Below are 19,651 nucleotides of genomic sequence, written 5' to 3'. Positions count from 1 at the left end.
TCATGGGCGAATACGATAAAGGCAGGGATTCTAGTAAATTTGTACAAGCATGTTTTGTTTTATCTCATATATATAGTAGAAAAGGAGTGATATTTATGAATTTAAGTAATGATTTTTTATGCCGTCATAATCCATTATGCGGTCATAGTTCATCCTGCCATGGTAAATCTTCCAGCCATGATAAGTCATCCTGCTGTGATAAAGCAAAGGACAAAGGGCATAAACAAAAAAGATTTTCGCCAATTGGACAAGCATGTCAGACCCGACAACAAATAAGTGAGTTTTTAAGGACTTCCATCATAGGTTCAATCATTGGATTCACTACAACCGCAGAACCATTTACACCTATATTTGTAGAGTTACGCAGTTTTGATGCTGTTACCGGGCAAGTGATAGTTACTGACAGAGCAATGGGTAATTTCACTATTAGCCTTTCATCTATTTGTTCCGTTAAAACGATTTGTCCCGCTACAACGCAACCGATGTTTAATGCTTAAGACTTTATAGAGGATTGGGAAAAACTTAAAAACTCCCCTAAGGGAGATGGGGGTCAGGAAGTTCTGAATGACTCCTTCATATTCTTCTCTATTCCAAGCAGGGTATAAAAAAGGCAATTAATTTATTAATTGTCTCAGGCTGTAGACAAACCCGATGAAAATCGAGTTTGTCTATTTTTATGGCTTGTACAATTTGGACGTTGATTGGAACGTAGGGCACTCGCTTTCCGCGGGCGGTCAGCCCTCGGCTTTCGCCTGCGGGGTCTCCCCTAGACGCGCTTTTCTAAGCAGGAGTCTCGTACACCCGCTCCAATCAGCTTTGTCTTACCTTTTAGATAGAACTCTTTTGCCTGGAGTCATTTTTGTTTTAAAAGAGAAGTATTAAAACTTGAGGAGCGAGATCAACTTGAAGTGATTACTTTAGACCAACTGGTGCCACCGAACCATTTGGTTCGTAAAATGGAGGCTGCCATTGACTTCACTTTTAATACTTTAATTGCGTCTTACTTTTTCAGCAAAATCTAGTGGTGGTTCAAGGGATTTTTAGAATAATTAGATACATAAACTGCAGATGGAAATTTATAAAATAATTTTCAGCACAAAAAAAAGCATCCTGTAAATGATGCTGATATTTTAAAAATCAACTCCCTATTAAGAAGAACTCCTGTCGCTTTATTTTCCCTAATAAACCGCAACTCCGTTTACTCCTATTCCACAACGCCCGATTCTAAAATTTCAACTTTAGCATTCACATTTATCGGGATAGAACTATAAATTTCATCCCATTTTTTCTTATCCCAGCTTCTAGTCCTCGTGCGTACTTGTTCGCCAATCCCCAGGGGATCAACATGTAGTTTTTGAAAATTCCTCACTAATTTTCCCGAGCGTTCCTTCACATCTTTGGACATTTTATCTTCTATAATTTTAATCATTTTAGGAGTTACTTCATCACCGGTATATTCTCGCAATATTGCCTTTATCTCGAGATCGATCGTTATAGGAGTATCTGTCATCGGCTTTGAAATCTTATAAGACCTTTTTGTTTTTATATTGTTGACGGAAGCAAATTCTCTCCCTTCAATTTTTGTAGAGAACCCTTCCTTGCTTGTTGTATTTTCATATAGCATTTTGAAAATAACATTTTCACGGCTCTTAGTCTGATACACGTATTGCCCTTTACTATTAAACATGGCATTTCCTTTAATATAAACTTTCCCATCCAAAGCTTTTACGATGGGTAAGAATGGGTCCATTCCTTCAGAGTAATGAGCATACAAAAAAAGATGAAGGTTAGTTCTAGGCAGCATACCCATTTTTATATTTTGCTCAATTGTATTTGATAAATAAATTCCTTTATCTATGTTGCCAAACTGGGTGCCTAACACATCCTTTGAACTTCCTTCGACAATGCCGAGTTTTAAAGTAGTTCCAATTGAAGGGTCTCTGATTAATGTATCGATTAGATAGAATACCCCTTGTTTCGCAAGCCTTTTTTCGTATAAGACCACCTCTAATTTCCCACTAAAGATAGGTCTTTCAGATTGCTGATTCATCTCATCTCGCACGTCTTTACTAAGTGATGATTTCGAACTATAGGTAATATTGTTAATGGTTTTATCAGGATAATAAAGAGGTGTTACAGCGATCGCTTCGAAATGAGTCTTATCGACATAATCATATCCGATGGCTGTTGCCAAATTTATTTCATCGAGAACTTTGCTATCCACCCCCATGCAGCCTGAGAGAACACTAATTAAAAGAAGTATCAGGGCCAATTTCGCGAATAAAACTCTCATTTCTTATCTTCCTTTTTATTTGACATGACAGTGGATAAACAAACCAGAAATAAGACATAAGGAATTTCCAAAACCAAACCTAAATTTGAAATGTAATCCACATATTGATTAATCATTCCCCTGCCTTTAATCAGATTTGTCATCACAACCAATAAAATTAATAGTAGAGCATAAATTGTTTTCTGCTTCATTTTAAAATATTGTGAAATCCCCCTTGCCGAAACCCACATATAGAGACATACACTAGGTACTAAAACTAAGATCCATGTAGCGATTCCTATGTACTCAAACCGTTCAACGAAAGGCATTTGTACAATTCCCCAAAAGGACAAAGTTGCCCAAATATATCTACTGATTTGGTCTTCACTGTAATACCCTATTGTCAGGATCGTTAGGCATAAATAAAGGAAAACAGAAGTAAGATTTCCTAGTTGCGCCCACTTTTGTGTACTTTTACGATGCTTAACCAATGGATAATACATTATTAAAGTGGAAACGCCTAAATAGCTATATGACATTTGCTTAGATGCAAGGGCCATGTCTTTAAGAGAATGATCCCAAATGGGCAATAGGTTGCGAAAATGTGTGAATTCCAGCGGGAAATAAAAAGTTAGAATTAAATAAGAAGGGATACTGATCCCTAAAAAGCAAATACCGGCGACCACTCTAAACCCACCTAAAACCACATAATAAATTAATAAAGCAAATATGGAGGTCACCATCCATGTGTTAATTTGGGGGAATACCCATGATTGAACGATTTCAAGATAGGATCTTAAAACAGAAATACCCACCATCAGCCAATACAGTATCCAGATGATATTTAGTAAACCGCCAAGCCACTTTCCAAAAAGTCGTTTCTGTATGCCTATTAAGTCCATATCGTGGCGATTTAATAGCTTGTACATACCCCAAATACCCAAAGAAAAGACTATACCACTTATAATGACCGCCATCCAAGCATCATGGCCAGCAGATTGAATAATTATCCTTTGAAATCCCAGGACCCCTACACCTATCTGAATTTTAACGATTAAAAAATAGACTAGAAATGGTGAGATTTGATCACTTTTATCGTTCATGTAAGAAACCTCCACTCTCACTTAGTCTTTAGAATCTTCTTTGGGTTCTAACCGAACAGTGTCTTCCGTCTGAACCTCAATTGGACGTTTAGCCTGAAGAAAAAATGGTAAACGAATCAAGGCATCCCGCATATCATAAATCCTTGGCGGATATAATGGTTCAAGAAATGGCCTCCCTAAGGAACTTATCCTCAGTAAATGCACAAGCAAAAAACAGAAACTGATAGCTATACCCAATAATCCTAAAAAATAAGCCATGAGCAGGAGAGGAAATCGAATTAAGCGAATGGTATTACCCATTTGATAAACAGGTGTAGTAAAAGAACCAAGAGCCGACAATGCAACAAGAATTAATAATACATTACTCGTTAGCCCTGCTTCAACAGATGCCGTCCCAATTACAATACCACCTACGATACCTATTGTTTGACCTACTTTAGTCGGCAGTCTAGCTCCTGCCTCCCTGAGAAGTTCGATAGCTAATTCCAAGATTAATGCTTCTAAAATCGGTGGAAATGGAATTCCGCTACGAGAAATCACAAGCGTACTGACTAAATCCTTTGGAATCAACTCATAATGATAAGTGAGAACTGCGACATATATGGGGGTCATTAGGATGGAAAACAATACAGCAAAAAAACGAATAAGCCTAAAGAATGAGGCAATCGTCCAGTTGAGAAAATAATCTTCGAATGCCGCAAAGTATTCAAAGAATGTGGAGGGCCCAAGTAAGCCATGTGGAGCTCCATCCACCAAGATCACTACTTTGCCTTCTCCTAGTACCGCAGCCAATCGATCAGGTCGTTCCGTATCGATAAATTGAGGAAAAGGAGAATTTTTATTATCTTCAATCATTTGTGAAATATAGGAGCTATCAATTATTTGGTTAACCCTTAAATCAGATATGCGCTGTATGACGGTTTCTACATTCTCCTTATTTGCAATTCCTTCTATATGAAGCACTGCTACTCTTGTTTTGGATAACTTCCCAACAATAATTTCTTCAACAGCAAGTTCTGCAATAGGAAGCCGTTTTCGGATTAAATATAAATTCGTATCAAGTGATTCGACCAGTGCCTCTTTCGGACCGACAACACTGAACTCTACCTCTGGCAGTGTAACTTGCCTGGAAGTGTTATTTGCTGCTTTAACTAAAACTGCCTGATCAGATTGATTATTTAATGTTATGGCTATATAACCCATTAACAGCTGACTTTGTAGTTCAGCAGGATTTTTTGTGAAAACAAGCCCCTCTATTGGTAAGTTGTGTACAAGCTCCTCCAGAGTTGAAGAATTTGTATGTAAAAAAGGAAGGAGGTCTCTATGCATTATATCTTTATCAATTAATGTATCGAAAAAAGATACACAGTATATTTCATTTTCAAAATTGAGTGTAAAGCTTGTGAAGTCCTTGGACTTTTGCAGATGTTCGAGTACATCAGTGAAGTCTGTAGATTTATGATTTTCTTGCTTTTTAAAGAATGAATATCTTTTCAATAGACTCCACTCCTTTGATTGTAAGATATGGATATTATTAACGAATGGTAGGATTTTATACGCACGAATACTTAGTTGAAATTACTGATTAAAATTAGCGGCCAACTGTAATTTTCAATAAATTATCAGTGAGTTTTAATCGGATAAATGAAAAAGAATCATTAAAGGGAGTTGTATTGTCTACTACTCCCTCGTCCATTGAATATTTGTTCAGCCTATAACGAATAAAGATGAATCCACCCCAATACTCTAGCCATTCCCCATAGATTTCTAGCATTCTTAAAAAACTTCATAATTAGGCTTGCAACAGAAGGGATTCCCTGTTATATTACAATCAATTAAATATTTTCTTACTTCAAATTTTTTTGAAGTGAGGATAGAGGAGCAAAGACCATTAGTACACATTTTGAGGAGAATGAGATCCTATGACTATTGTGGAAAGGGGAATTTGCCGAAGCGGAAAGAATCTCATGTTCTTGAAGCTGGTTCTGCTATTGAATAAATACAGGACTGTCATATAGGAAACTATATGGAGGGCTATCTTATGCGCGGAAACATTTTTTAGTAAATATTGTTTCTACTGCAGCAGCGAATCCTCGTTGTTGCTTTTTTGCGTTTACTCCTGAATGGCCCTAACCACCTCTGAATATTTTTAAAAATTATACAAAAGGGTGTGAAGTTATGAATTTTGGCCAAGTTTTAACCGCAATGGTTACCCCGTTCAATCATAATGAAGAGGTTGATTTTAATGCTACGAGAACTTTAGTAAACCATTTGATTGCTAATGGTTCTGATGGATTAGTAATAGCCGGTACAACTGGAGAGTCCCCTACCTTAACTCAAGAAGAGAAAATAGATTTATTCAAATTTGTTGTAGATGTTGTTGATGGAAGAGTTCCAGTCATAGCTGGAACCGGCTCAAATAACACGAGAGCTTCCATCAGCTTAACAAAGCAAGCGGAGGCAGCAGGAGTCGACGGAATCATGCTCGTCACCCCCTACTATAACAAGCCGTCTCAAGAAGGACTATTTCAGCACTTTAGCGCTATAGCCCATTCAACATCATTACCGGTAATGCTTTATAATATTCCAGGTCGAAGTGTTGTAAACATGTCAGTGGAGACGATTGTCAGCCTCTCAAAAATCAACAATATCGTGGCAGTAAAAGAAGCAAGCGGTGACTTGGATGCCATGGCACAAATCATAAGCAAAACAACTAGTGATTTTACTTTGTACAGCGGCGATGATGGGTTGACATTACCGGTTTTAGCCATCGGTGGAACAGGCGTTGTTTCGGTTTCTTCACACATAATTGGTAATGAAATGCAAGAAATGATCAATAGCTTTAAAAATGGTGATGTCCTTGGCGCTGCCGCTGCACATCGTACACTTCTTCCAATCATGAAAGCATTATTTGCTGCACCAAGCCCGGGACCAGTAAAATCTGCATTAAATATGCGGGGGGTACATGTTGGAGGTGTCCGCTTACCATTGATCCCTTTTAACGATGAAGAAGAAAGAGCACTGCAAATAGTTCTACAGCCTAGTAACGCAGAAACCATTTAATTAAATAAATAAAACGAATGATTCTGGAGAAATTTTAAAAAGCAGTGCATACTCGAAAGAAATGCACTGTTTTTTTATCCATGTACGACTCAGGAGAAAGAATTTATACTATATATAAAGAATCATAAGGAGAGAGCCAATGGGGGGTACACACAAACCAAGCATTCTTGTATTTAGTCCTATTAAGTCAGAGGTCGATGCATATGCTGATCAAATCCGAAATAGTGGGTTTATATCGGTAAAGACAGCGAAAACTTTGGAGGAAGCAGAAAAATATTTACCCGGCACTGAAGTTATTTTGGGATGGAATTTCCCGACGCAATTACTATGTAAACCAGTTGCCTCATCTGTTCGCTGGTTTCAATCAATGGGAGCCGGGGTCAATGATTTGATTGCAGACAAATCGATACCTCAAAACATTACAATAACTCGAATTATTGACCAATTTGGTGCTTACATCTCTGAATATGTATTTTCGTTTCTCTTGGACATAGTGAAAGACGGTCCTCGGATGAGACAATCGCAATTGGAGCGGAGATGGGATCCTTTCATTTCTGAAACTCTAAAGGGGAAAACAATCGGGGTGGCTGGACTTGGATCGATTGGCGCTGAACTTGTACGTAAAGCCCGGGCATTTGAAATGAATGTGCATGGGTTAAGCTTTAGTGGAAAACAAGCAACACTCGTGGATCTCCACTTTACTCCAGACCAATGGGGTGAATTTGTAAAAGATCTGGATTATTTGGTCCTGACCCTTCCTTTAACGGATTCCACTTATCATATCATTAACCAGGACCTTCTTTTAGCTATGAAGTCCAACGCTTACCTTATCAACGTTGGCCGCGGAGCATTGATAGATGAAGGGGATTTACTATCTGTCATGCGAGCAGGGCATCTACAGGGAGCAGTCCTCGATGTATTTGAGACAGAACCGTTGCCAAAAGAACATGCCTTCTGGTCCATGCCGAATGTGTTTGTCACTTCCCACCTGTCAGGACCAAGTACGATTAACGAAGTGAGCAGCTTTTTCATAGAAAATTTAAGTCGATTTTCAAGTGAACAACCATTAAGTGGAATGGTAGATCGGAACCGAGGGTATTAAACCCGATTAGAATTGTTGTTATTTGCTTGCAATTATTTATTGAAAAGGCCGCATTCTCCAACGGAGGAATGCGGCCTACAAACTAAAAGTGAATAATTTGACTTTTTTCAAGGATTATTGAAAGTGGATTTTCATTTGTTTAGCTTTATCTCCCTCTTACAAATCAAAAACCCTCACAAGAGATAGGCTTTTTTCGATGGAGTTACCGTGAGGCGATGTACCACCATCCATTTGTTATCTCCTCATGTATCGTTCCATAAGAAACTGGCGCACCCTTTATCAACAAGAGTTGGTGCAGTTCTCATTATATGTACTCGATGTCGAAATGAGTGGATAGTAAATCCATGCTTTGTAAATCCCATTCAAAGGTAAGTATGGCTGATTGTTTTGATTTATGAGTCAGGAGGGGTACACCATTTTTTATGATCATGCTTTCTGCATCCCAAAAACGGACCGTTTCGTCTTCGCCAGTACGATTACAGACTATTACGGGCAGCCCTGTTTCTAGTGACCTTTGTTCCCATTCTCCCTCCGGACCATGTAATCCGGGACCCCAAGAAGACGGTGCAAGTAATATTTCTGCTCCTTTTTCAGATAAGGTGCAAGCAATATCTTTGTTATATGCGTCTGCACAAATCATAATACCAACCTCAACATTGTCTGTTTTTATTGGCTCCAATACTTCCCCTGAAGCTGACCAATCATCAATAACACTGATTTTTCTCTGTTTACCTATTAAATGGCCTTTTTTATCTATGACAAACACAGAATTATACAACTCTCCGTCACTGCCTTTTTCAGGGCAGCCCAAAAATACAGTGCTTTTCAAATTCCTTAGTTTACTGCCCAAATTATTCATCCAAGCATCAGGTTGCTTGTTAATCCATCCAGTCCCAACCTTATGATTGAATTGAAGTCCGCTGACACATAGTTCGGGTGTTATAATCCATTCGGCATTATTATTTGCTGCAATATGAATGGCTTGTTCAATCAGTTTTTGGTTATGCTCCACATCACCAGCGATGGGCAATAGGTGCAGTAAAGCTATTTTTATTTTCCCCATAGTGATCTCCTAAACATCAACTTATATTATGGTCATGCTTGTAATGATTGTAGCATGGACATGGATTGGCTTGTTCATGTAATCTGTCCCGATAAAGAAAAAGCTGTTTCCTCCCCCATCTCTAAACAAGCCCTTGCTCCAATGAGCAAAGGCCGTTTTTACGAGTTTCTTCTATATATACACCAAATTTGCCTAAGGTGCCCCCATTCGTATACGGTACTTTTACGAACGAATAATTTGTTCTTTGGATATCTGCTTTGAAGCATCGGGAATCTTTCGTATTTTATAATTGATCATATCTGAAGAGTAAACCTTGATACTCACCATTCCTCCTTGGATTGTAGCCCGGATCAGGATCGGTTGATTGTACTTGTTTTTAAAACTAAAATCAGGCCCATACCAGCTTACTGTAGCATCGCGGCCAGATGGAACATACGGAACGCTCCTTGTATGGGAATAGCGTTGAACCGTTTGCAACCCTGCATTGTCGATAGCATTAAACAAGGTGGATGAAACCTGGCAAATCCCTCCGCCAATCCCTTCAGAAAACTCTCCTTTAACGATAACCCGAGCGAGCAAATATCCTTTTTCTACTGACCTCTCGCCAACAACTTGGTTAAAAGAAAAGACCTCTCCTGGAAACACGACATAATTATTAATGGCTTCAGTGGCAAGTGAGATATTATTTGAACGATTTTTATTGTTCACATTAAAATAGGTTCTATATTCACCTATCTTTTTTTCACGAATTTCCGCAAGCATTTCGCTGTCAACCTTTGGATGAATAGCAAGCAAAGGTACTTCTAGTTTATATGATCTACTACGGTACAAAAAGGAATGAAATTGTTCTTTAAAGGCTTGATGGTATAGCTTGTAACCTACCCGCCCAGGTAGAATATTACCTTGCTTGTCCATTGTGGCATTTACAGGTTTTTGGTAAACTTGCCGGTCTATTTTTTCGACAAATTGATGGTATTTATCCACATCCAACATAGGAACATCCAGGTAGGGCATCGTAATATCAGCATGGTTGACACTGGCAATCGTTTGTCCTTGGTGGGTTACCAATAAGCTTTCTGAAATATTCACTGGTTGAACGAATAGCAAAAGTCCGGCAATCCATGTTAATCTCATTGAATGCACCTCCTGGGTTGGTTTATTCACAATTTTCACCTCAAGTCTTCATAAATTGCATCTTGATCAATAAACCAACGATCAGGCAAACTCTCCTTGCGGATCATAAAATGCATAACCTTTTTTTCTTTGCCATCTTTCTTCTTATAAATAGCTACTTGAACGGGTACATCCACGAGAAATAGACCATTTAGCTGTTCAGGCGGTTGTCTTAAAGGGTCAATCACACCAAAATATGTAATATCTTTAACAAGTTTATTGACACGGTTAGGGTGACTCGGATTTGATAAGGTCATTGCTAATAATTCCTGATTTCCTTGATTAATGGCAATGGTGAAAATACGTATAAGTTCATAAGGATTTACGGTTTGTATATAATCATCAAGCTTACCAGCGGCTTTCAATATCATTAATTTATGAGAAAGATCTTCGTTTTTCAAACGATGCGTAATACTTCCAGAGAAATGAACACAAAAATGACCTGAAAAACCATTTGGAAGAGCACCAGCACCATGTGGCATTCCGTGCATGGATGCAGCAATCATTTGATTATTGATTAATACAATAATGGCTCTTCTATTCCAACTCCATTTATTATTATAAATTTTCTTCATGATTTGAGTATCTTCTTTGGTTAATGGCTGTACATCGGCATGATGGCTGCCTGCCCTTCGTTGTACCTTAAATGATAAACCAGTTTCAATATCGATTATGGTGAAATTTGTTTTATCAGGAATAATGTTGTTTACAATCTCCCAAGGTAACATCTCAATTTTAAAACTTATAGGTCCTTCTTCATCTTCCCATTCCATGGCATAGACCGACTGATCGACCATTAAGACAAATATAAAAATAGCGATAATTACTTGATATAATGTATTGTTTTTCATTTGACCTCTCCTGCATTTTTTCTTATTATTTCAGGACATAATAAATTGAATACCTTTGAAAATTTGGAAATTCTTCAAATTAAGCTAAAAAGGCTCAGACATGCTAGTAATGATGTTCTAATATGTACTTTTGATATCCCTAATCCGGTAACTTAGAAACTGCACAAGATGCCATGCGGCCTGCTCCGTAGAAAAATAAAAGACATGATATACAAAAAAGAAAACATCAGTGGGATTGATAATCTCACTGATGTAAGGCTAGCCTCTTATAGTCTGACTACACTTTTAATACTCTAAATGCATCTCTAACTTTTTTAGCAAAATCTAGTGGTGGTTCAATCGATTCAAAGTGCATATACATTGCACGAGGTTCTTCAAATAACCAGTGATTATGAAGAGAAGTAACTAAAAGGTCCCTTTTTCTAAGTTCAGTTAATAACGGGTTAACTTCTTCTTGTAAAAGAACTGTTTCCCCTAAATTTAACGCATTCCCCCTACTATCAACATTTTCAAACGTAAAAAATTGCGGATTGACTAGTGGAGATTGCGTTCTGCGATCAAGTATTGTGAATCTAATATTACGAAACTTTTGCACCAAGCATACTCCTTCTGGAGTAATCATTCCGTCTCCGCCTAAAATTCTTGCAAATTCCTGACATAATCTTCTTCGTTTTTCCGAACTCATGAAAAATCCCCTTTCAAAAAAAAAAATTTTCCACATGCTAAATTCACGATTATTATATTCATCTGTTGATGAGGATATTAGTTTATAATCCTCAACTTCTAATAATCTAGGTTATATGACATGAAAATCCCTTCAGGTTTTGTTCTGAAGGGATTTTTGTAGAGTATTATGATACATGTACTAAAGATTAAAGATGCTTACATTGATAAATTGATATGGGACAATGAAAGGCTCTCACCTTCAACAAGAAATAAAAGAAGGCAAGGGCTTTTTAACTTTTATTTGATCTTTCTTAAGTGGGAATGGATATGACCAGAAGAGTTGTTTTAAAAAGGAAATAGTCCCTCGATAGATTTTGCCATTCGCTGATGTAAAAAATATCATTGCAGGGGCTGTTTGTTGTATCATCAAGAAATTGATGTGGCAGGAGCTGAGATGACGGGTTTCAGGAGTTTACACGTATACTTATTTCTATTTCAGGTGTTTCTAGCATGGTTATGTTAATTAGTAAGTGAAAACATAAAAAGGGCACTCCCTTGAATAAGGAAGCGCTTCCATATTATATAAAGCTATTGGACTTTCATTATAGCATGATTATCATTCAAATAAAAGGAATTAATGTTTAATTATAGTAATTATATTTTAACTTTTGAAAGAGGCCTGGATAAGTCACTGGAAAACTACTAATTTAATTCAGTATCAACAAAAGACCGTCCAGCTTTTGAAAATCGGACGGCCTTGCGGATAATAGAATGTACTTTTACTATCCTTCGTGAGGGAAAATGTTTATTTAGCTGCACCAGCTTTATTTATCACTTCCTTCGCTACCTGTAATGCGGATTCATAATCTGCGTGATCCGTGACTTCCGGTACATATTCCACATACTTAATGGTTCCTTCTTGATTTATTACAAATACTGCCCTGCATTCCAATCGTTGTTCTTTCATATACGTTCCATATGCAGTACCAAAAGACAAATCAAAGTGATCGGAGAGAATGGTTATAGCTTCGACATTACTTTCTTTGCACCATCTTGCTTGAGCAAAGGGAAGGTCTGCGCTGATAGCCAACACCGCTACATCATCACCCATTTTGCTTGCTTCTTCATTTAAGAGCCTTGTTTGTAAGTCACATACACCAGTATCAAGCGAAGGAACAGTCGTGATGATGCATGTCTTATTTTTATAGTCTGTTAAATGTACTTTACGGCGGTCATTTGTTAATAGTGTGAAGTCAGGGGCCATATCCCCTACTCTTAGTTCAGGACCAATCAAGGTCACTGGATTCCCGCCTAAAGTCACTGCACCAGTACGCTCATGTGCCAAATTGAACCCTCCAACTCTCTTACTGATTTATTAGCTTCCTCGGTATGTGCTATATCCTCCCGGAGCAACAAGCAGAGGAACATGATAATGTTCTTCATTACTTCCTATTCCAAAACGAAGTGGGACCTTATTTAAAAATGGCCTTATATTTGGATCATTCGCACCATCATTGAAATATTCCCCGACATAAAAGACAAGCTCATACTCACCTGGTTTGAGATCATCTCCTTGAAGAAGCGGATCATCCACTCGCCCATCTTTGTTTGTACAGACCTCTTTTATGAAAGAATGGTCTCCCTGTTCTGCTATGGCCCAAAGTTCTATCTTCATCCCTTTTGCCGGCAGACCTTTAGAGAGGTCTAAAACATGTGTGGTCAGCTTACTGTCCATTATCGGGAAGCCCCTACAGTTGAATCAGCTGCCTTTTTTTGTTTAACGTCTTCTTGTGTAACGACAAAGCCTTGGAAGCCATACGGAGGACGTGGTTCCTGATAAACACTTCCTTCTGAATTCGGAATGGTTTCCACAACGGTTTCCCAGGTACGATTATTGGTTTTAAATTGAACATTCGCCAGCTGAGGGAAACGTTCCAGAATCCTAATGCCAATATGATAAATGAGCTGCTGTATCGAACGGTTATTCAGTTCATGGAACACTGTGTTTGCAATATCACAAATTTGTTCCGCTGCTACATATTTTTCCGGATCCGCTCCAGTGCCATCCTCCCAGCGGCTATATTCCCAATCGAAATCCAAGTAGATAAATAGTGGACGATCCTGAGCTTCTGGCAGTGTGGTGTATTCATCTTGAATAAATCCATAAAAAGAGCTTCCTTTAACCTTGATTAAATGGACATCAACTATTCCACTTGAATGCTTAACGATTTTGCTTCCGGTAGGTGTCCTTTTGACTTCGATTGTAGTGGTAGCCCTTTCATTTCTGGAACATCGATAGACAACATCACTATTTTCATGTCCTTCCCCTTTTGGAACGAGTACATGATCGAAGGGAACTTCAGTTGCTGTCAGTTCCACTGCATCTATGTGGCTATACTTATCAAGGAAAACTTCACATATGAACTTTAAAAATCCTTCCGCCGTATTTCCTTGATAATTGGCCGCCTGGCGATGAATGATGTTTTTCATGGAATCCGTTGCAACCACCAAGCTATTATCTCCTTCCGTAAAAGAAGATAAAAAAGCTTCCCCTTTTAGAGAAATCTGGCAATTGAATCCGAAAATAGTATTATCTCTTTCTGTGAAACTTGATTCCGGTATTTTCCTCAAACCTGTAAGAGGCTGCACAAAAGTCCTGTATACAAATACATCCCCTTTACCGTAATACATCGTTCTGTTTTCATTTTGAGCTGTCATATTATTCCTCCTCCTAGTTTATAAAATCAGATAACCTGTGGCTGGCAATTAAGTGGATTTGCTTGATGGCTTCCTTCAGTTCATTTGCCTGATCCAAACCAATCCTTCTTTTCATCTCTGCCTTTATCACCGTTTTATCGCTGCCACGGACAGCGAATATGAACGGAAATCCAAACTTTTCTTTATACTGATTATTTAGCGCATGAAATTCTTCATATTCCTCCGGAGAAAGCGAATTCAAACCGGCTGCGGATTGTTCTTTAACTGATGCTTCAGCCATATCAATCCGGGCTGCTAAGTCCGGGTGAGACTTGATTAATTGGAGCTGTTCCGATAATGAGGCATTTTGCACAACTATTTCCATTTTCTGTTTTAGGTCCTCTACGGAAATGAATGGCTTGTACTCCCATGAACGCTCTGCTATCCAAGGAGAATGTTCATATACCCAACCTAACTTTTCGATGAATGCCGCCTTGTTCAACTCATTAATGCTATTAAGGTCAGATATCAATACGGGCCCTCCCTTCTTCCGATTATTTTTTTATAATTCAAAACATTCTTAACTTAATTGAATTATATACGAGCGTTCATTTATAGGTCATTAGCTGAAAAAGCTAATATTTTTCCAACCCCTTTGTGCTTACCGCACTTACCTTTTAAAGAACAGGCCATCTTAAAGGCTCAGATCCAGTTGCCAATATTCAAAAAATTAGTTAAATTAGAGAAAAAAGGCACAGCGAAGGGGACCTATCATGCATTTAACGATGACTGATGCATTAAAATTACCACAGATCAAACAATGCCAAGTGGCAGCTGGCATGCAGGGACTTAATAGAGAAATAGAATCCATCAATAGCTTTGATGCTCCTGATGTGCTTTCCTGGTTGAAGCCAAATGAATTGATTCTAACAACCGGATACTTATTTCAAGATAATCCGCAGCAATTAGACCAATTCGTAATCGAATTGGCAAAAATGAATTGTTCAGGATTGTTCATCAAACTGGAGGAAATTCCGCAAACCACCATCAGCATTGCCAATATGGCCAATTTGCCTATTCTCAAAATCCCCCCTGAGTTTTCGCTATCAGATATCATGTCTCCCCTGCTTCGTGAAATAGTGACGAGACAGAATGAACAAAAAGGGCAAAGTTATAGCATGGGGGATATTTCCGGAGTTGGTGCTGAAAATTTAAGTTACGGGATTTTAGGAATGACGGAGGACAAATCCAGCTTCCAACAAATTACTGGGGGCTTCATATGTACGGTTTTACCTTTAACGCTGCAATGGAATCAAAGGAATGATTCCAATACTTATAAACAGCTTATCAAGACAATTGAAACATTAACCGAGCAATATAAAATCGATAAGCTCATAAGGAATATCAAGGGCAGTCTAGTTATCATTTATCTGGATACCATCCCCCTAGGGAACACCCGCTTTTATTCACAAGTCACCCAGATAAGCCAACAGATTATCTCTACTTTATCTACACACCTGCCAATGGAACTTACACTGGGAGTCGGTAACTATCATACAGGTATTAATAACCTGGCCAATAGCTTACAGGAAGCTTTACAATCTATTGATTTGGGAAAACGATTGAACCCAGGAAAGGAAATTTACGGCTACAAAGAATTAATAACATTTAAAATTTTGCAGTATGCTCCAAAAAATGTGCTCATGGATATTGTTACAGGTAATTTAGCACCGCTTAAGGACCATGACGATGAAGCCCAGTCTGATCTGATCAAAACCTTGGAGGCATATTTGCAATGCAATCTTCGACCTGCTGAAACGGCCAGAAAAATGGGGGTACACCGAAACACTATCCATTTTCGAATTAAAAGCATAAAAAAACTATTAGGAATGGAATTAAGCAATGATGATCTGTTCACTTTAAAACTTGCCCTATATGCCAAACGCCTGCTGGATAATCGATAAGAAATGGCCTATACAAATGAAAAACTGCCAGGGATCCTTCATTCCCTGGCAGTTTTTCATGGGCAGTAACAGTTGATTCCCGATTGCTTCCTTTACCTAGTCATGTAATAATAACTTCGCAGCCTTTATACTAAACTGCAATTTAAAAGCAATATCCCTCGATTTTAAATCAACTCCTAATAAGTCTTCAATTCTAGACAAACGGAACTTTACAGTATTTCGATGCACAAACAAAGCCCGTGCCGCATCTTCTATTCTCCCTCTTGAAAATAGATAGGTTTCCAGCGTTTTTAATAACTCCCCCTCATTTTCCCTATCATATACAATAAGCGGCTGAATCATGGATAGCACGTATTGAGTTATGGCATCCTTAGGGATTTGGTTTATTAGATCTTCAACTTCAACGCTTGCGTAATCATTGATATTAGTCGGGTTAAGCCTCGAGCCTAGTTGAATGGCCTTTTTAGCTTCAATAAACCCTTCTTTCATATTGTAGATTTCTTTTTTCACCTTGCTTAACCCAATGGATAGTGAAGTGCCAGGATTATCTTTCAATATAAGACCTTCTAAAAGGATGGCAATTCTTTGAGCCTGCATAAGCAGGTGTTCATCAGTCACCATCCCTTTCCCTTGCAGGATAATCAATTGACCATCGAAGTCGATATTCCAATACTTGAAATCTTCTCTTTCAGTTTGGCTTAATTTCTCCAACATTCTGCCAATTGGAAAGAATGAATCCCCTTCTTCTTTCGTTCCGTTTATTAAGAGCAGAATATATGGCCTATCGGGATTAAAGCCAAATTCCTGTAATTGGGGGATAAAAGATGAACTCCTATTTTCCCCATTCAAAAGAGAATGAAAAACTTCAACACTTCCTTTTCCATTGTTTTTCACTTTCTCCTTATTAACAAGTTCATATGTAAAGCTGAATAATAAGTCGGATAAAGGCATTTCATAAGGAATCTCCAGCAGTGGGAAATTGTACTTGTTCGCTTCTTCCACCATTCCAGGAGGAATCGTAGAAAGAAACCGCTTAATCTTGATAGCTAATCCAGCACTTCCTCTTTTCGACAATTCCCTAACAAGATTGATTTGAGCATTCAGGTCATCCTTAAACACATAACCGGTTGTCAGCAGGAGTTCCCCTCGTTTAATCCATGATATATCCGGATGATCCATTATACTTACTGAATTAATTACCCGAGTTAACCCTTGACTTCCTCCAATAACTTCCACTTGGTTTAGGGCAGGAAGTTTCAAAGCTTTTTCGATCGTTAAATACATATTTCTCCCCCTATTCTTCTTAATTATATACAGAATGAACTAGAATGAATATTCATATTTTTCCAAAAAATAGTCTTGATTTAGCATTATGGCGGTGATAATATAAAAATACACCGATTTTGTAAATAGCGTTTCTTAATAAGCAACAACAAAATCATCCATAAGGAAGTATTTACAAAATCACAAGGAGGCGATTTCGTTACATTCATATAATTGGAAAGTCGTGACTAATTAAAAGGGGGCAAACATGGAAAAATTGAGCAAACTAAACACGTTATTGTTAGGTTTACAGCATGTTTGTGTAATGTATGGAGGAGCGGTAGCTGTTCCACTAATCGTCGGTCCTGCAATCGGCTTGACACAAGAACAGATCATATACCTGATCTCGTTTGATTTACTCGCCTGCGGGATAGTCACCTTGCTTCAAGTTATTGGCGGTAAAGGATTTGGTATAAGATTACCTGCTTTAATGGCTGTCTCTTTTATCGTGGTCGAGCCAGTAATAGCCATAGGGTCGGTCCATAGTATAACCGGGGTTTTAGGCGCAGTTATGGTATCCGGAATAATTGTTGCCCTTTTATCAGGAGTAATCGGTAAATTAATACCCTATTTCCCACCAATTGTTGCAGGGTCCGTCATATTAATCATAGGCGTGTCATTAATGCCAGTTGCCATGAAAAATGCAGCGGGCGGAGTCGGTTCCCCCACCTTTGGAGATCCTATGAATCTAATGCTAGCTTGTTTTACACTAGTGAGTTTCCTATTATTGAATACACTCACTAAAGGTTTCTTGAAAGCGGTTTCAGTTCTTTTCGCCATGATTCTTGGCACTATATTGGCTGGTTTTCTAGGTATGGTCGATACCTCTGGCTTTACAGAGGCCAGCTGGTTTACAATGGTGACTCCTTTTTATTTTGGGGTACCTACCTTCGACCTTTCATCTATTATCACTATGACAATCATATCTTTAATCATAGCTGTGGAAAGTATAGGCGTCTTTTTGACACTCGGGGAAGTATGCGGGAAGGAAATAACTGAAAAAGATGTGGAAAAGGGCCTCCGTGCAGAAGGAATAGGGAGCTTCATAAGCGGTATCTTCAACTCTTTCAACCATTCTACCTTCTCACAAAATGTTGGCTTGGTCTTGCTGACAAAGGTAACTCAACGCTCGGTAGTAGTCACGGCAGGCTGTATCCTAATCTTTCTAGCTTTTGTGCCTAAGGTTGCCGGTCTTACGACGATGATCCCTTTACCCGTTCTGGGCGGGGCCATGATACCAATGTTCGGCATGCTTCTATCTGCAGCTTTGGGGATGATAGCCAAAGCGGATTTAAGCAAACCTTCCAATCAATTGACGATTGCACTTGGGATAGGAGTCGGTCTGGCAGTCAAGGGGGTCCCGGAAGCATTCGATAAATTCCCGGAAACAGTCCAATTAATATGTGGAAACGGAGTCGTGATGGGTACAATAACACTGGTTGTGTTAAATGCCATCCTGAATGGAAAAACAAATCCATCCATTACACACCATCATTCCATACCCGAAATTCAACCAAGCATGAGCCAGAATATTAATATCCACCCTTAGAAAGTAGCGGACAAGGCAATTCTCTAAGGGTGTCTAGTTGGCTAGGTTCTCCAACACTTTTAATTATAACCTTATTCAGGGAATTTTCAAACAAATAATACAAGCACCTTGAACAGCCTATTTAATAGGTTAGCAGGGTGCTTTTTTTTACTCAATTATGGCTCTTCAACTTGTTTCATTTGAAAAGAGAGCGATATAACCCTCCAAAATTTGAGTCAATCCCGAAATTCCTGACCGAACTTTAAGCTTAACCTTCTTAGCTTATTAGGGGGTAATGGAGGTAGGCCCTGCAACTTCAACATTTTTGGACACGAATGGGAAAAGTATACGCCAACGTTAGACCAGTTGCCGTTTAAAGGTGATACCATTATTGGAAATGATGTTTGGATAGGAATGGATACTGTCATCATGCCTGGAATAAAAATCGGGGATGGTGCAATTGTAGCCGCCAAATCGGTTATTACCAAAGATGTGGAACCTTACACCATCGTTGGAGGGAATCCCGAAAAGAAACTTAAAACCCGCTTCTTAAAAGAAATCATTAACGAACTGCTGGAAATTAAATGGTGGGATTTAGATATCTCTATCATTTCTGCTCATATTGATGTGATAGTAAATGGGGATATGGAAAGTCTAAGATCCTTAAAAAATAAAAGATGACAATGCATCAACTTCAGAGAATCCGATTCTTGTACCACAAATTAATGGAGGGAAAATCACTTTTTATAGAATGATTCCATTGACTATATTAAGATCGCTTTTTAACCATGACTTTGTTAAAGGTTAATGTTGATTTTGAACAAATAAAAGAGACCACCTATTGAT

17 protein-coding genes, 1 pseudogene and 1 riboswitch are annotated in these 19,651 nt (G+C 38.4%); of the genes and pseudogenes, 6 read left to right on the top strand and 12 right to left on the bottom strand.

Annotated features, from left to right (window positions below):
• Positions 1-95: 95 nt before the first annotated feature.
• Complete coding sequence (locus OTG27_RS22295) at positions 96-497, top strand: hypothetical protein (RefSeq protein WP_268938155.1); 402 nt, start codon at positions 96-98, stop codon at positions 495-497.
• Positions 498-1,204: 707 nt separating this feature from the next.
• Here OTG27_RS22295 and OTG27_RS22290 read toward each other — a convergent pair.
• Genes OTG27_RS22290 through OTG27_RS22280 form a run of 3 tightly spaced genes read right to left on the bottom strand, consistent with a single transcriptional unit; the run spans position 1,205 to position 4,872 of the window.
• Complete coding sequence (locus OTG27_RS22290; RefSeq protein ID WP_268938154.1) at positions 1,205-2,293, bottom strand: Ger(x)C family spore germination protein; 1,089 nt, start codon at positions 2,291-2,293, stop codon at positions 1,205-1,207.
• Positions 2,290-3,375: a GerAB/ArcD/ProY family transporter gene (locus OTG27_RS22285; protein ID WP_268938153.1), complete on the bottom strand. Its 1,086-nt coding sequence runs from the start codon at positions 3,373-3,375 to the stop codon at positions 2,290-2,292. Before OTG27_RS22285 ends, OTG27_RS22290 begins: the two co-directional genes overlap by 4 nt.
• Positions 3,376-3,396: 21 nt before the next feature.
• Positions 3,397-4,872, bottom strand: a complete 1,476-nt coding sequence (locus tag OTG27_RS22280) for a spore germination protein (RefSeq protein WP_191929481.1) — start codon at positions 4,870-4,872, stop codon at positions 3,397-3,399.
• A 369-nt stretch (positions 4,873-5,241) separates the two neighbouring features.
• Positions 5,242-5,420, top strand: a riboswitch (Lysine riboswitch).
• Between the two features lie 133 nt (positions 5,421-5,553).
• Between OTG27_RS22280 and dapA the strand changes: the two genes are divergently transcribed.
• Entirely contained in the window at positions 5,554-6,438 is an 885-nt protein-coding gene (dapA, locus tag OTG27_RS22275) for a 4-hydroxy-tetrahydrodipicolinate synthase (protein WP_268938152.1), read from the top strand.
• 139 nt (positions 6,439-6,577) lie between these two features.
• Positions 6,578-7,540 (top strand): D-2-hydroxyacid dehydrogenase, encoded by a 963-nt coding sequence (locus tag OTG27_RS22270; RefSeq protein WP_268938151.1) that lies wholly within the window; start codon positions 6,578-6,580, stop codon positions 7,538-7,540.
• A 304-nt stretch (positions 7,541-7,844) separates the two neighbouring features.
• Here OTG27_RS22270 and OTG27_RS22265 read toward each other — a convergent pair whose 3' ends face one another.
• The 8 genes from OTG27_RS22265 to uraD all read right to left on the bottom strand — a co-directional run bounded on the left by OTG27_RS22265 (position 7,845) and on the right by uraD (position 14,522).
• Complete coding sequence (locus tag OTG27_RS22265; protein ID WP_268938150.1) at positions 7,845-8,603, bottom strand: carbon-nitrogen hydrolase family protein; 759 nt, start codon at positions 8,601-8,603, stop codon at positions 7,845-7,847.
• 222 nt (positions 8,604-8,825) lie between these two features.
• The gene (locus OTG27_RS22260) at positions 8,826-9,737 is read right to left on the bottom strand and encodes a VanW family protein (protein ID WP_268938149.1); all 912 of its coding nucleotides are present in this window, start codon (positions 9,735-9,737) and stop codon (positions 8,826-8,828) included.
• 35 nt (positions 9,738-9,772) lie between these two features.
• Positions 9,773-10,627, bottom strand: a complete 855-nt coding sequence (locus OTG27_RS22255) for a hypothetical protein (RefSeq protein ID WP_268938148.1) — start codon at positions 10,625-10,627, stop codon at positions 9,773-9,775.
• A 277-nt stretch (positions 10,628-10,904) separates the two neighbouring features.
• Entirely contained in the window at positions 10,905-11,312 is a 408-nt protein-coding gene (locus tag OTG27_RS22250; RefSeq protein WP_268938147.1) for a DUF1259 domain-containing protein, read from the bottom strand.
• A gap of 786 nt (positions 11,313-12,098) precedes the next feature.
• Positions 12,099-12,638, bottom strand: a complete 540-nt coding sequence (gene tpx / locus OTG27_RS22245; RefSeq protein ID WP_063575047.1) for a thiol peroxidase — start codon at positions 12,636-12,638, stop codon at positions 12,099-12,101.
• 30 nt (positions 12,639-12,668) lie between these two features.
• A complete protein-coding gene (uraH, locus tag OTG27_RS22240; RefSeq protein WP_239859417.1) occupies positions 12,669-13,028 on the bottom strand; it encodes a hydroxyisourate hydrolase in 360 nt (119 codons plus the stop codon).
• Complete coding sequence (gene pucL, locus OTG27_RS22235) at positions 13,028-14,011, bottom strand: factor-independent urate hydroxylase (protein WP_134784533.1); 984 nt, start codon at positions 14,009-14,011, stop codon at positions 13,028-13,030. Before pucL ends, uraH begins: the two co-directional genes overlap by 1 nt.
• Positions 14,012-14,024: 13 nt before the next feature.
• On the bottom strand, positions 14,025-14,522 hold the full coding sequence (uraD, locus tag OTG27_RS22230) for a 2-oxo-4-hydroxy-4-carboxy-5-ureidoimidazoline decarboxylase (protein ID WP_268938146.1): 498 nt from the start codon (positions 14,520-14,522) through the stop codon (positions 14,025-14,027).
• A gap of 241 nt (positions 14,523-14,763) precedes the next feature.
• Between uraD and OTG27_RS22225 the strand changes: the two genes are divergently transcribed.
• Positions 14,764-15,954 carry a PucR family transcriptional regulator gene (locus OTG27_RS22225; RefSeq protein ID WP_268938145.1) on the top strand — a complete coding sequence of 397 codons (1,191 nt, stop codon included), beginning with the start codon at positions 14,764-14,766 and terminating at the stop codon, positions 15,952-15,954.
• A 96-nt stretch (positions 15,955-16,050) separates the two neighbouring features.
• Here OTG27_RS22225 and OTG27_RS22220 read toward each other — a convergent pair whose 3' ends face one another.
• Positions 16,051-17,238 carry a PucR family transcriptional regulator gene (locus tag OTG27_RS22220; protein WP_268938144.1) on the bottom strand — a complete coding sequence of 396 codons (1,188 nt, stop codon included), beginning with the start codon at positions 17,236-17,238 and terminating at the stop codon, positions 16,051-16,053.
• Positions 17,239-17,485: 247 nt separating this feature from the next.
• Between OTG27_RS22220 and OTG27_RS22215 the strand changes: the two genes are divergently transcribed.
• Both OTG27_RS22215 and OTG27_RS22210 read left to right on the top strand, forming a co-directional pair.
• Complete coding sequence (locus OTG27_RS22215; protein ID WP_057277118.1) at positions 17,486-18,826, top strand: nucleobase:cation symporter-2 family protein; 1,341 nt, start codon at positions 17,486-17,488, stop codon at positions 18,824-18,826.
• A 294-nt stretch (positions 18,827-19,120) separates the two neighbouring features.
• Positions 19,121-19,486 (top strand): annotated as a pseudogene (locus OTG27_RS22210) (CatB-related O-acetyltransferase); the annotation flags it as partial.
• Positions 19,487-19,651: the final 165 nt, after the last annotated feature.

Source organism: Peribacillus sp. AS_2 (assembly GCF_026891895.1).
GTDB classification, from domain to species: domain Bacteria; phylum Bacillota; class Bacilli; order Bacillales; family DSM-1321; genus Peribacillus; species Peribacillus frigoritolerans.
This window is presented reverse-complemented; position numbering and strand designations above follow the sequence as displayed.

What these genes read in the sequence shown, in the direction of transcription:
- OTG27_RS22290 (WP_268938154.1), bottom strand. Translation starts at nt 2,293, where the DNA reads ATGAGAGTTTTATTCGCGAAATTGGCCCTGATACTTCTTTTAATTAGT.
- OTG27_RS22265 (WP_268938150.1), bottom strand. Translation starts at nt 8,603, where the DNA reads ATGGGGAAAATAAAAATAGCTTTACTGCACCTATTGCCCATCGCTGGT.
- OTG27_RS22215 (WP_057277118.1), top strand. Translation starts at nt 17,486, where the DNA reads ATGGAAAAATTGAGCAAACTAAACACGTTATTGTTAGGTTTACAGCAT.
- OTG27_RS22225 (WP_268938145.1), top strand. Translation starts at nt 14,764, where the DNA reads ATGCATTTAACGATGACTGATGCATTAAAATTACCACAGATCAAACAA.
- OTG27_RS22255 (WP_268938148.1), bottom strand. Translation starts at nt 10,627, where the DNA reads ATGAAAAACAATACATTATATCAAGTAATTATCGCTATTTTTATATTT.
- uraH (WP_239859417.1), bottom strand. Translation starts at nt 13,028, where the DNA reads ATGGACAGTAAGCTGACCACACATGTTTTAGACCTCTCTAAAGGTCTG.
- OTG27_RS22220 (WP_268938144.1), bottom strand. Translation starts at nt 17,238, where the DNA reads ATGTATTTAACGATCGAAAAAGCTTTGAAACTTCCTGCCCTAAACCAA.
- OTG27_RS22250 (WP_268938147.1), bottom strand. Translation starts at nt 11,312, where the DNA reads ATGAGTTCGGAAAAACGAAGAAGATTATGTCAGGAATTTGCAAGAATT.
- OTG27_RS22270 (WP_268938151.1), top strand. Translation starts at nt 6,578, where the DNA reads ATGGGGGGTACACACAAACCAAGCATTCTTGTATTTAGTCCTATTAAG.
- OTG27_RS22260 (WP_268938149.1), bottom strand. Translation starts at nt 9,737, where the DNA reads ATGAGATTAACATGGATTGCCGGACTTTTGCTATTCGTTCAACCAGTG.
- OTG27_RS22295 (WP_268938155.1), top strand. Translation starts at nt 96, where the DNA reads ATGAATTTAAGTAATGATTTTTTATGCCGTCATAATCCATTATGCGGT.
- dapA (WP_268938152.1), top strand. Translation starts at nt 5,554, where the DNA reads ATGAATTTTGGCCAAGTTTTAACCGCAATGGTTACCCCGTTCAATCAT.
- OTG27_RS22285 (WP_268938153.1), bottom strand. Translation starts at nt 3,375, where the DNA reads ATGAACGATAAAAGTGATCAAATCTCACCATTTCTAGTCTATTTTTTA.
- pucL (WP_134784533.1), bottom strand. Translation starts at nt 14,011, where the DNA reads ATGACAGCTCAAAATGAAAACAGAACGATGTATTACGGTAAAGGGGAT.